Origin of the sequence: uncultured Flavobacterium sp., assembly GCF_951805225.1 — a bacterium.
Lineage (GTDB): Bacteria > Bacteroidota > Bacteroidia > Flavobacteriales > Flavobacteriaceae > Flavobacterium.
Window position 1 is genome coordinate 2,270,084 of record NZ_OX638201.1, and the last position, 13,289, is coordinate 2,283,372.

Genomic DNA, 13,289 nt, shown 5'->3' on the forward strand with positions numbered 1-13,289 from the left:
TAAAAAAAAAGAGTTTTTTTTTTTTAATCATCCACGGACATCAATAACCACAAGGATTATTAATTTGAAATTCGAATTAAATACTATATAATATTTAATTTTATGAAAAAAAATATTAAAACTTATAGTTAAAATTTAGCCACTTGTACGAAATTATTTGCTTCATATTATTGGTTGCAAATAAGTATTAAACTTTTACCTACAGAAACAATGAGATTAAACTTTTGGCATTTTGCAATTAAAAACTTTAAATTAATTTAATAAATAAGGTATACTATTTTTTAAAAAAGTTATTTGTACTGATAGATTTGAAATACTTTTATAATAAATATTTCTGAATACATATCGATGAGTTAAATCTATTATCTAATACCAAAATTATCATCTATTTTTTTAGACGATTAAACATTTTCGTTAAGTCATTAACAAGTTACGGCAAATCACCAAAAAATATCGACAAACGGTTTCTAGCCTACTGACGTTGAACAAAAAATTAAAGAATATCGAACTTATCATCTGCAAGGGAATAGAGCTTGAATTCAGATCGAATTACAGCAAATGAAATAATATTAAAATATAGATAAGCAAAATATCTTAAGCTTTCAATTATTGCATATCAAAAAATTTTAAATTACATTCCATCAATACAAATCCGCTTTAAAACAATAAAAACTTCTTGCCACTTCTATCGTAATAAGTAATTTACAACTTAATTTAGTAGGGAAAATGTTTACAATATTCTAAATTCACTATGGATTAATCTTAGATTAGATATTGTCGCAAAAATATTTTTGGGTTCAAAGATTTAAAAATATCCGAACTATCAGTAATCTAGAAATCAATACTGATATATTAACAAAATCTTAATAATAATAATTTCAAAAAAACCAACAAGAAACTGCAAAACGCTTTAAAATAATAGAAAGATTAATTAAACTTTTACTTTAAACTATTCAAAAAAACTTTTTTAGAATCATTTAAAAATTAAAATCTAAAATTTCCATATTAGGTCTTGCAAAAAGTTCATATATTGCTAAAAAATAAGAAGAAAATTAAAAAAAGAAATAGTACTAACCGACAATATGAACTTTAGATTACTTTTAGGAACTACAATAGACTTGTAATATAATTATAATATCTTATTAAACTATGAATTGCATTATTATTGATGACGAAGAAATGGCAAGATCCATAATAGAAAAAATGATTGAAAATACATCTCAATTAAACTTGTTAAAAGAATTCTCAAATGCTATTCATGCCATAAAGTATTTAAATGAAAATAATGTCGATTTAATTTTTCTAGACATCCACATGCCTGATTTTACAGGTTTTGATTTTATTAAAACAATTAAAAGTCCACCCAAAATTATACTGATAACTTCTGATAAAAATTTTGCTATCGAAGCTTTTGAATACGACTGTATTGTAGATTATTTAGTAAAACCAATTACCGAAGATCGCTTTCAAAAAGCAATTCAAAAAGCGAATACTACAACAACAATTTTAAATAGAAGTGCTAATGAAGATAATGCAAACGAATTTTACATCAATATTGATCGCCGTCTGATCAAAATTGAATTTGCTTTCGTCAATATTATAGAAGCTAAAGGAGATTATATTCATATCAAAACGGAAAACAAAAACTATGTGGTCCACTCAACCCTTAAAAAAATAGAATACAAATTACCTAAAGATTTGTTTTTGAAAGTGCATCGTTCCTTTATTATCAATACAAAAAAAATTATTGACATTGAAGACAATAGTGTCTTAATTGGCAAAGACGTCATTCCTGTAAGTCGCGCCAATAGACCAGATTTAATGAAACGACTGAACTTATTGTAGCATTTTATAAAAGAAAATACTACCTCTTTAATACTAAGTTGAAAAAAGCTGTTATTTCTCGTTTTTCTTCACTTTGAATACTGGTTTAGATGTCAACATCCATCTAAGACGCAAACCTACTTCTGTATATTGAAACCCGGCAGCAGTAGCAGACGCAATATTACTTTTAACACCATAAAAATTCGCCAAAAAACGATCTGAAAATTTATAGCCAAATTTAGCTTGCACTCGATAAGTCGATTGCTTGCTATCATTTTCAATGTATTGAAATCCTGTTGCAGCACTTAGTGTGTAAAAGATAGCATTGTTTTCAGCCGATTTTTCATCTTTCAAAAAATCAACAAAAATCTCATAAGCATTAAATTTACTTGGACTAAAATAAATTGTTGGCACTTGTTTTTGAAAGGCAATAAATTGATAATTAAAGCCTGCTTTCAAAATTGGTTTTGATAAAAAATTATAATATAATGAGGTAAATAATAAGTTTCGCTGGTTACTATCACTTTGCGCGCTGTAATAATATTGTGTAAACCATCCTAATTTGAAGTTTGTGCCAATATTATAATTGAAATAAAAATTATTAGCTGTTATCTCTCTACTTACCAGATCAGCATTGAAGTTCTGAATATCTCGCTTATACCCTAATTCTAAATCTTGCAATTTTAAGGGCTTTATTTTGAAAAATACGTCTACTAATAATTGACTATAATTACTAACGAAAGATCTTGCATTACTTGAACCTACTAAAACATTAAAATTTATTTTGGGATGAAATTGCCATTGTGCGCCGACCTTGAAGTCATTAGAGACTGCCGAATTTTTAGTGACTGTATTTTCAGTTTTTCTGTATTGATACATTCCTAAAAAAGCCCATTCCGTCGATATTGGAAAATTCAAAACTGTATTATTAGCGTAGGCTTCATTCTTTCCATTATCAAATGAATAACTTATTATCTCCTCTACACTTGGTGTGAAATTTTCATTTATTTTTTTTAGAAATCCAATAGCATCTTTTTGGTTTTCAAATATTTTCAAGGTAGTATCAACTGCTTCATAAGCTTTTAATGGTTCGCCATCTGCAAAGTAAGCATTCGATATTCCTAAGTTTCCATCAAATGATTTTGCATCGTTGACCAATATATTTTGGTAGTCAGCAATACTTTCTTTAAAATCACTACGATACATTCCTAAAGTTGCAGAAAGCGCTAATACCCAATTTTCATTGGGATTACTAATTTGGTATTCCTTTATTTTTGCTGCTGCTTCTTTGTACTTTTTATTCCAAATTAGTGCCTGAACATAGCGTTCTTTTGTTTGACTTTGTAATTTTATGTCCTCAATAAATTGGCTATTTTTTAATGCTTTTTTAGCTATAGATAAAGCTTCGCTATCTCTTTCGGCTATATGCGAAACTAATGACAATCCGTTTAAAGAAAACAAGCTATCCTTTTTGGATACTGCTAATTCTTGATATGCCTTGGTTGCATTTTTTTTATCCTTAGTGATTAAATAAATATTAGCTTTATTCATTAATGTTTCCTTGTCTTTCGGAAAATCCTCAAAATTTTCATCTAATAAAGAAAGTGCAGTTTTATAATTTTGTTGTTGTACCAATTGATTGGCGTATCCCATGCGAATGTATTTCTTAGAAACTAAGGCATTTGGATTTTTAACAGAAACTGCCAAAGCTTTATTTACATATATTAAAGCCTCCGTATATTCTTTTAAATTAGACAAAGTATTTGCATAGCCTAGTAAAGCCGGAAAACTTTCGGGATGCTTTGCTATCAGGCCAAAGTAATAAGGTTTTGCCTCAGAAAAATTTTTATTCCATAACATGCATTCAGCATAATTCAGCTGGATTTCAAAATCATCTGGATACGTTTTTAGTAGTTCAGAAAAAATCACTGTAGCTTTTTCAGGACTTGAATTTAAACCGACGGCTCTCCCATAACATAGCTTTGCCGTTTTATTATCTGGATATGTCTTTAAAATTTTGCTGAAAAAATTTTCGGCTTGAGCAAATTCTCCTTTCTCTAAATTGTTAAAACCCTCTTGCATATCTTGCGCTTGGATTGATAATCCAAGGAGAAAGCAAAAAACTAAGACTATTTCCTTTTTAATGTTCATTTTTTAACATCTAATTTGTAATTAACTGCAAGTTAAGCATAAACATTGATTATCCGTCTACAGTAAACTGCCGATCATCGAAAAAATAAAAAAAAATCTTATACGCAACTTAGATTTGTATCAGAATTAAGAAACAAAAAAAATAAATATTAATTATAAATAACAGATGAAATTTCCTGAGTATGTAATACTATCAAGAAAAGAAACAATTTTAAAAGCTGTCTGAAAGATGACAAACTAAATCACTTTTTTATTTCACTTTTGTCATTGCCATTATCCTGTTTACACCAATATTATGCCACTATTGCAGTTACTTCCAGAATTACATTGCCGTTTATTGTTTGACTTTTGTATTTAAAATCAATTTTGAAATTGCCTGCAAATTCAAAAAAGACTTGCTAAGTACCAAAAACATGATCGCCTTTTTTGCCCCAAAAGCTATACGTTTTTTTTTAAATTAAAATCAGTACAGGCAATGTAATTCTAATGAAGTACTATTTTAAAAGTTTAATTCAATGTCAAATAAAAAGACTTAATTGTTTTTATTTAAAAATTAAAATCAATAATTTATATACAAAAAAGAAGGTTTGTTTTTTCCTTCTGAATCGATGAATCCAAACTGTTTTTGTTTGTTTTTTATCCACGGCCATTTTCCAGCAACTTTATCTGGAATTTTCGGAAAATCATATAAAGTCCAGGAAACAAATGCAAGTTGCTTCTTTTTGAATATAGATTGCATTTTTTTATGATAATTAGCCTGCTCTTCTTTTGAATTACCAAACCAACTCCACAGTCCTCGATTGGACGAAAGCCCATATTCTTGCATTACCAAAGGCTTTTTGGCTGCTTTTTCTAAAACAGCAAGTTTGTCTTCAAAAAGCGAAATATCTTCATAATAATGATACGATACAAAATCTACCTTATCTTTTAGTATCTCTCCCGCTGCAATATTAGAATATCCAATAGTGACCAAATGATTAGCATCGAATTTCTTGACTGCTGCAATCATTTGTTCCAACCACGGCTTTACATTTTGTTCCCCACGTGATTCAAAATCTAAATCAGGTTCGTTTTTAATATCCCAAGCAATAATATTTTTGCAGTCCTTAAAAGTCGTTACAATTTTCTCTGCATGTCGATGCGTTAAATTCCAGCTTTCTGGAGCATAATCTCCATAAAAATCGAATAATGTAACGATTACAGCTAGTTTTTTTTCTTCGGCCAAGTCTAAAACTATTTTTAGCTTGTCTAATTTCTCTTGTGAAACCTCTGCTTTACCAAATTCTTCATAAGGAACAAAAATCCTAATCGTATTGAGTTTTGCTTTTGTTATAATCTCAAAATCAGCAGCTATAGTATCTTTATTAAATTTATTTCCAAACATATCCCAAGCAGAATTTTTAGGATAATAATTAATACCTTTTATGATATAGGGAGCACCATTTTTTAAAATTTCATTTCCTTTTACCGTGTATATTTTTTTATTCAATTCTACAGCAACCAAACTCTTTTCTTTTTGCATCCGAACATAGTGTCGAATACGCCAAAAACCATCCTCTAGCAACATTAAAACCTTATAATTTGCAGTATCCCGAACAGAAGTTATAAGCTTATTATCTTGATAAATATTTTGAAATTCAACTACATTTTTATCGGTAATAACGACTTGTTGGCCGTCTTCGCTATAAAAATCTAACGATGCATGATGTTCTATTGTTGTACTCTGGATCGAAATTTTTTTGGCCTTATTATATGCTATAATTTGTTCTAATTGCTTTCTCGAACTTTCTGTAAAATAATCGTCAATTCCATCATTGACATTGTTTTTAAGAGCATTATTTTTTATTACATAAGAAAACAAATAATGCTTCTCAATTTTCTGGATGGTTTGATTTTCCATCCGTCTACCTTGATTTTTGAAGGTTTCCCACGTTACTTTGGGTAAATATGTATCTGAAGTCTCTTTCTCTAAATGCAGCATCGAACTTCTATCTGCTCCCGAATTTAAATAGCCCAAAATTTCACTCATTCCAAATAATACCAAAATATTAATCGCAATAAATGAAACTATTAAAATTGCCCGATAATTATTTTTATTGTTAATTACTATCATAATTTTTTTCTTCTACTTTTTGAATACTTCCTAAGGTTGAAATTTCAAATGAATATTTTTTTTCTTTATAATATTCAGATGAAATAGTAAAAACAGCATGGCCTTTTACGCTATCTTCTTGCAAAGTTGCTACGAGTTGATTATGATGATACACTTTTAGAGTCACTTTAATTCCGTCTGGAACTAACTGATTCATAAAACTACGCAACGGGCCGACTATTATAGTGCGCTTATCTTTTGAAAATTCAAATTCAATTTTCGGATTAATCGGTTCGTAGTTAATTGCTATAGAATTACTTTCTGCTATTCCCGCTACATACGCTTTTGCAGTATAAACATCTTGGTGATCAGGATGCAAAATCTGAGCAGTTGCAACTCCGTTTATAGTTGTGCCAAATGATTTTAAAACCATATTATTAGCAGTAGAAATCACAAATGAGACCATGGTTCCGTCGCTTACAACGTTACCAAATTTATCTTTAATAACAGCTGTTTTTAAGGTCGTAATTTGATTTCCATCAGCATATTGATGATTTCTAGTAAAAGAAATTATGAAATTTGTAGCGATTCCAGGAAAAATTACAGCGTTAAATTCTTTAGTAATGGTAGCATTGCATTGAGCAGAAACCAAAACTATTCCAGATTTTGTAGGAGCATCAATTATTTTCCAAGCAATGAGATTTTTCGTTTTTACCGTTTGATTTGTAATAGTATTTAAAAACTGACTTCTAAAAATTACAGGAGTATTTTCTGGTTTCGGATTATCAAAGCCATCTGTCGGAATGGTAACGTACATTACAAAATGACCATCTCCTACCAATGTACTTGGTGGACCTAAATAATTTTCGATATCCGTTTTAGTGTCGTTATTGGGCAAAATTTCAAAGTTTCCCTTTAGTTTATTTTCTCCGTTTACAACCAAAAACCAATCAATACGACCCGATTTTTTAGCATAACTTTTAGGGAGGGCAAAAGTTAATTTATCATTTTTTACGGTGGCATCTAAAAGTGTTTTTCCTAAAGAATGAATTAAAAACAACTGCGGTCTATTTGACGAATTTACCTTAAAATCTAAAGCTATTTTGGCACCTGCTATAAAAGTCTTTTGTTGGGTCATTAGTATAATAGCGCCCGTTTGTTTTTTAGGCAATAAAGTGACTGATACCAATAATATGGTAAACAAACAAAAACAAAATATATAGATTTTATTCTTCATTATCTAGGATTTCCAATGTAATTATTAATTTCAATTTTAATAAACGAATACCCTTTATGTCCTTTAACCCTTTGCATTTGTGCACTTTCTTGTTTACTGTTTCGTACCGGAATTACCGCACGAGCAAGAGCTTCTGATTTTAAACCATTTACAAAACAATTTTCTGTTGAAGATTTTATAATCACAGGATTCAAATCTCTTGGCAAATTATAAGTAAAATATTGCTTACGCTGAATGCGAACACCCTCTTTTATAAACTGGTGATCAACATAAACCAATTCTTTTTTATCATTGTAATATGAAATTAAGAGCTCTGGAATGGTTACTTCTTGAATTCCGTAATTGAATAAAGTACCTTTGATCTGGTTGTTATCTATCACTAAATCTGAAATAGCAACCGAATTATACAAGTCGGTGGTTGCGACATTTCCAGCACTTTGAATATCAAATGTAGCTGGAATATTTTTCAATTCTTTTGGTGTAAATTCATTGGGGTTAAAAGTTGTTGGCTTTACATCAGTTGGCTTTAACCACGCAATATCTTCAAAATTCACCTTAAAACTCGTGACTTCTTTTGGCATCAACTTATGTTTAATATTATACTTTGCGTTGAAAACGGCAATCGATTTATCATTTCGATCATATAAAGTAGCTTTCAAGACCACATCTGCAGGAACATTATCTATATTTTGAACTTCACCAATCACGATATATTGACTGTCTATTTTTACCAAACTTGCAGATATAATTTCTAAATCTGGTTGGCGCAGTACATCTTCATGATAGGTCTGCTGGGTAGTTATCTTTCGTCTCCCTTGCTTGTAATACGAATTAATATTATCTGAAATAAATTCGTCTGGAGGAATATCGGTATCTTTTTTATCTGGAATAATAAACCATTTCCCTTTTATTTTCTGAACGTTATGTGTGTACTTTTTTTCAATTAATTCTAATGGTGTAACCCATTTGGTCGTTGCAATAACTCTGGCTTTGTCTTTACTTTGCTGAACAATTTTAGTTTCGATAGCATCTAACTTGGCGTAAGAATTAAGAATACCATCAGAAACAGAAATTTCCAGCATAAACTGAGCCACCGAGTATTCTTTATTAGGAACAACATAAGAGTGCGCTTTATCATAAAACTTAAAATCTAGAGCATCATAATACGCTTTTACAACATTTTCAGGACTAATCTGCCTAGCATTTTTGATGTAAATGCGATATACTCCAAAGCTTATAATTAGCAGTAAAATCCCTGTCCAAATGTGTAGAAATTTTATCATCGCTCTTGGAAAATTAGCATAAACAATTCCATACTTATTGAAAGAAGGTTTTTCTAAAGGCTTTATTTTTAAGGCCTGCAACCAAATCATCTGAACATTAAGTATAAAAGCCAGAAGAATGGTTAACATCGGAATTATTCCCCACATTAATTTCAAATAGATCGGTACTTCATCTTTTGGAAGAATTTTAGACAAGGGCTGCACATTTAGTTTTTCCCACACCATTATACCATTTTCTAATTGTGATAATCGATGCCAACCGCAGAAATATAGAATTGGATCGTAGAATTTATCGTTAGAAAAAACATATTTCAAATTGTATTTTTCAGGAACGGTTAGAAATTGCTGCAAGGAACCAATACCTTCGAGTCCTCGAAATTTAGAGTTTTCAAGCCGCTCTACTGCACGAGAAGTTAATTCTGGTAATCTTCTTGCAGAATGGTAATTTCCATCAACCGTCATTGCCTTTGTTTGTGTCGATAAGTAGGCCATCTGATCGCCAAAACCTAATGGTAGAAACCTCCAATGATCATGCTGATCCTGATTTAAGAAATTGACAATTGGCAAAAAGTTAATTTTTTGCGGTTGCAAGGGTCTAAAATAACCTAACGTGATGGTAAACACTCCAAAAAGCAAAAAGCAACCAGCAAATAACCCGCCTACGATTCTCCTATAAACACTCCCAAATTTTACTTGCAAAGCCGTTCTTAAGTCACCTTCAACTAATCGGTACACAAATTCACCAAAAATGGGCAAACTCATTATAGAAGCCCAAAGTGTAAAGCGATCCAAGGTTAGGATATTAAAAGCATTTTCTCCTAAAATTGCTAAGGGAATTGGAGTTGTGCCGCCAGTTCCTAAAACAGTTAGCAAGGTTAAGGATAATCCGAAAAAAATATACCTTTTGCTGAAATATCTATAAAATATATAAGGCAATATAAAAAGTAATATTCCCCAAGGTATCAAGAAGAACATCAAGCCCGAAGAGGTTACTTCTATAAAATTGTCGCGACTCCCATGCGGAATAGGAACCTGAGTGATGGGATTGGCTTTAGAATTAATCCAATACGGCAGTATACAAAATACTAGCAGAAAAACGGCGCTACCACAGAAAAGAATAATCCGTTTTAATAATGATAGAAATTTTTTATAGAATATTTTGAATGTGATTTCCTTGAATGAATTGACATTTTCGCGAGCGGTATCCATTACTATCATACCGATTAAAGGCGAAACAAAAAATACCATTCCAAATAAAGGTGTAACATGATGCGAACAAACGGTTACGGCCATCAAAGACAGAGAGGTGAAGTAATATTTCTTTTTGCCTGTTTTGATAAAAAGATAAATCTCTGGAAGTGCATGCATTAAAACAGAAACTCCAATAATACTGGGCAGCTGTCCAAAAATATGCAATGTTTCTACAAAAGAAGAAGAAACCACCGCCAGAATAGCAGAATAGCCTGCAACGGTTCTATTTCCAGTTATTAAAAATGAAAATCTAAAAGTTCCTGTAATGAATAAAATAATCCCAACGATGGCAACAGTAAACATACCAAATTTCAAACCTCCAATTAAAGAAAGTAACCCAATGGTTTGGTGCACTAATGGAGGATAACTCATCACATTAAAACCCGTATACCAACTATAATTCCAAGGTTCAAACCAACTGTGGGCATAATGATTTCCGAAAAACATATGAATTAGAGCATCGTAAGTACTTTCTAAAGTAAAAAAAATAGCGCTGCCATGGAAAATCAATCCAAAAAGTAAGGCTACTATCAAATATTTATTAGAAGTCTCTTTCAATCACTCTTGTTTTAGATTATTGTTTTTGTAAATATAGCGATATCGTTCTATAGACGAAAACAATATAACTGTACAAAATGTCCTTTCATCGAAAGAAACAGTACCAAACATCTAAAATATGAAAAAAAGTCATACAAGAGCTCTAATTTTACATCAGAATAATATTCTAAAAATAAGTATTGCCAGAATCATGTAATTAGAGCATTTACAATGATGTTATTTTCAAAAAAACAAAACATCGTTTGTTAAATCTCTTGTAGAGACTTTCGTTGAAAGTACTGTTTAATTTCAAAAATTACAATTCATAATAAATATGTTGATTTAGTTAATTGTTGCCGAAAAGGAATTTATCTTATAAATTCCTTTTCATTTTTGTTAAAGTTTTCTTATTTTTCTTATATTTGTTTATAAGAATAAGCTTTTTAAAATTTCATCATACTATTTTTTTAATACTACACACTTGAATTGAATATTAAAAATACTTATAAAAAGATCACTGCGGAGAATTTTTTTATGCTTACAATTTTATTTGTAAATGCAGGAAATTATTTGTACAATTTGCTATTAGGAAGAATACTTGGTCCTTCTGAGTTTGCTGACGCTGCGATTTTAATAACTTTACTTTTAGTATTGTCTTTTGTTGGAATGACATTTCAGGTTACTACTGCTAAATATGCAGTTTTGCTGGAAGGAAACCAATTGCATATCTTTTTAAAATTAATTTTTAAATACGCATTACTCTTTGGTATATTATTGGGGTGTATTGTACTATTACTCAGCCATCAATTGCAAGAAATTTTTAAAACCAAAACCTCACTAATGTTCGTTTTGTTTGGTTTGGGACTTCCAATGTATTTTATAATGAGTATTAATAGGGGTTTATATCAGGGGAAAAATGATCTGAGAAATTTGTCAAAAACCTACTATTTTGAAATGTTATGTCGTTTGATTTTGACACTTTTGTTACTCTGCCTTTTACCTCAAATTCAATCTTCTATTATCATCGCACTAGGAATTTTAATTTCTTTTGCCTTTGGTTTGATTCCCTTTCAAAAAATAATTAACAGCAAAAACAACCAAACTCTAAGTGACAATTTAGATACAAAATCCATTATTACATTTTTCGCTTTAACAGCCTTCTATGAATTAACGCAAATAATCATTAACAATAGTGATATTATGTTGGTTAAACATTATTTTGATAATGAAAAAGCAGGCTTATATGCTTCTTTAGCATTAATAGGCAGGGTAGTATATTTTGTCGCTTGGATGTTTGTAATGCTCCTTTTGCCTAAAGTAATACAGTTAAAAAAACAAGGAGCAGATACACTTCCGATTCTGTTAAAATATGTTTTATATATTGTTTGCTTGTCTACAATAATTGTTTTAAGTGCGCTCTTATTTCCCGAAATCGTAGTGCGATTAATGTTTGGCGATAAATACCTGCCCATTGCTTTCTTATTGTGGAAATATGCATTGGCAACTTCAATTTTTGCCATCGCAAATATTTTTGCTTACTATTTTCTTTCTATAAATAAATATATACCTGTCATAATATCAGCCTTTCTTGGACTTGCACAAATAATTCTAATAGTCCTCTATCATAATTCACTCGAACAGGTTGTTGTAATGCAAATCATTGCAATGGTGGTATTATTATTATTTCAATTGTTTTTTTTCTTTTTTAATAACAATAAAAAGTAACATTTTAAATATGAAAGTAGCTGTAGTCACTGCATTTCCGCCAAGTAAAGTTACACTGAATGAATATGGTTATCATTTGGTAAAAAACTTTGTTCAAAACTCAGAAGTATCCGAATTAATTTTATTATCCGATAAAACATCTGAAGCGAAACAATTAGACTTTGACCAAAAAGAAAAGGTAAAAGTAAAAGAATGTTGGAGATTTAACAGTTACATCACTATTTTTTCTGTTCTTAATGCAGTTCGAGAAGAACAACCAGATGTGATTTTGTTTAATCTTCAGTTTGTAAAATTTGGAGACAAAAAAACACCTTCTGCCTTAGGATTATTGTTACCCATGATTTTGAGATTTTTTGGATACAAAACAGTGGTTTTATTACACAATATCTTAGAACAAGTTGATCTAGAAAAAGCAGGATTCACAGAGAGTAAAATTATGCAGAAGATCTATAATTTTATTGGAACTAACATTACCAGATGCATTTTGAAAGCCAATAAAGTTGCTGTAACTATTCATAAATATGTAGATGTTTTAAATGCTAAATACCATACCCAAAATGTAATGCTAATCCCTCATGGGACATTCGAATCAGTCAAAAATCCTAATTTTGAAATTAAATCTGGCCCTAAACAAATTATGGCTTTTGGGAAATTTGGAACCTACAAAAAAGTGGGAATTTTAATTGATGCAGTCGAAATTGTTAGAAAAACAAATCCAGAAAAATTAGAAGTTGTAATTGCTGGAACAGATAGTCCAAACACACCTGGATATTTAGATGCAGTACAAGAAAAATACAAAAACGTTGAGGGAATTATTTTTACCGGCTATGTTGAAGAAAATGATGTAGAACGAATTTTTACTGATAGTACAATTGTCGTATTTCCTTATACATCTACGACTGGCAGTTCTGGAGTTTTGCATCAAGCAGGAAGCTACGGCAAAGCAGTTATCATGCCTGATTTGGGCGATTTGGCCTTGCTAATTAAAGATGAAGGGTATAAAGGAGAATTTTTTAATCCGGAAAGTGCCGATTCTTTAGCTATAGCGATTGACAAAATTATTTCAAACGATACCTATCGAAAAGAATTAGCAATTGCTAATTTTCAGGCCGCAAGCGCCCTATCAATGGACAAAATTATAATGATGTATATAGAATGTTTTAAATCAATACAATAAACTTAAATGTAA

At 30.4% G+C, this 13,289-nt stretch carries 7 protein-coding genes; 3 read left to right on the forward strand and 4 right to left on the reverse strand.

Features of this window, described 5'->3' with window-relative positions; all coding sequences use genetic code 11:
* Positions 1-1,149 precede the first annotated feature (1,149 nt).
* Positions 1,150-1,845, forward strand: coding sequence for a LytTR family DNA-binding domain-containing protein (locus WN975_RS09305; protein WP_337966296.1), 696 nt, complete (start codon positions 1,150-1,152; stop codon positions 1,843-1,845).
* A 51-nt stretch (positions 1,846-1,896) separates the two neighbouring features.
* On the opposite strand, the gene WN975_RS09310 is transcribed toward WN975_RS09305, so the two are convergent.
* The 4 genes from WN975_RS09310 to WN975_RS09325 form a co-directional block, all read right to left on the reverse strand.
* Complete coding sequence (locus tag WN975_RS09310) at positions 1,897-3,975, reverse strand: hypothetical protein (RefSeq protein WP_337966297.1); 2,079 nt, start codon at positions 3,973-3,975, stop codon at positions 1,897-1,899.
* Positions 3,976-4,534: 559 nt separating this feature from the next.
* A complete protein-coding gene (locus WN975_RS09315; RefSeq protein WP_337966298.1) occupies positions 4,535-6,088 on the reverse strand; it encodes a cellulase family glycosylhydrolase in 1,554 nt (517 codons plus the stop codon).
* Entirely contained in the window at positions 6,075-7,304 is a 1,230-nt protein-coding gene (locus WN975_RS09320; protein ID WP_337966299.1) for a hypothetical protein, read from the reverse strand. The genes WN975_RS09315 and WN975_RS09320 overlap by 14 nt, the downstream gene beginning before the upstream one ends.
* Positions 7,304-10,396, reverse strand: coding sequence for a hypothetical protein (locus WN975_RS09325; RefSeq protein WP_337966300.1), 3,093 nt, complete (start codon positions 10,394-10,396; stop codon positions 7,304-7,306). The genes WN975_RS09320 and WN975_RS09325 overlap by 1 nt, the downstream gene beginning before the upstream one ends.
* Before the next feature lie 465 nt (positions 10,397-10,861).
* Here WN975_RS09325 and WN975_RS09330 point away from each other — a divergent pair, with 465 nt between their 5' ends.
* A complete protein-coding gene (locus tag WN975_RS09330) occupies positions 10,862-12,100 on the forward strand; it encodes a sugar isomerase (protein WP_338140816.1) in 1,239 nt (412 codons plus the stop codon).
* Positions 12,101-12,110: 10 nt separating this feature from the next.
* Positions 12,111-13,277 (forward strand): glycosyltransferase, encoded by a 1,167-nt coding sequence (locus WN975_RS09335; protein ID WP_337966301.1) that lies wholly within the window; start codon positions 12,111-12,113, stop codon positions 13,275-13,277.
* The last annotated feature ends 12 nt before the right edge of the window (positions 13,278-13,289 follow it).

Excerpts from the sequence above, each read along its gene's own strand:
- WN975_RS09305 (WP_337966296.1), top strand. The coding sequence starts at position 1,150 with ATGAATTGCATTATTATTGATGACGAAGAAATGGCAAGATCCATAATA.
- WN975_RS09310 (WP_337966297.1), bottom strand. The coding sequence starts at position 3,975 with ATGAACATTAAAAAGGAAATAGTCTTAGTTTTTTGCTTTCTCCTTGGA.
- WN975_RS09315 (WP_337966298.1), bottom strand. The coding sequence starts at position 6,088 with ATGATAGTAATTAACAATAAAAATAATTATCGGGCAATTTTAATAGTT.
- WN975_RS09320 (WP_337966299.1), bottom strand. The coding sequence starts at position 7,304 with ATGAAGAATAAAATCTATATATTTTGTTTTTGTTTGTTTACCATATTA.
- WN975_RS09335 (WP_337966301.1), top strand. The coding sequence starts at position 12,111 with ATGAAAGTAGCTGTAGTCACTGCATTTCCGCCAAGTAAAGTTACACTG.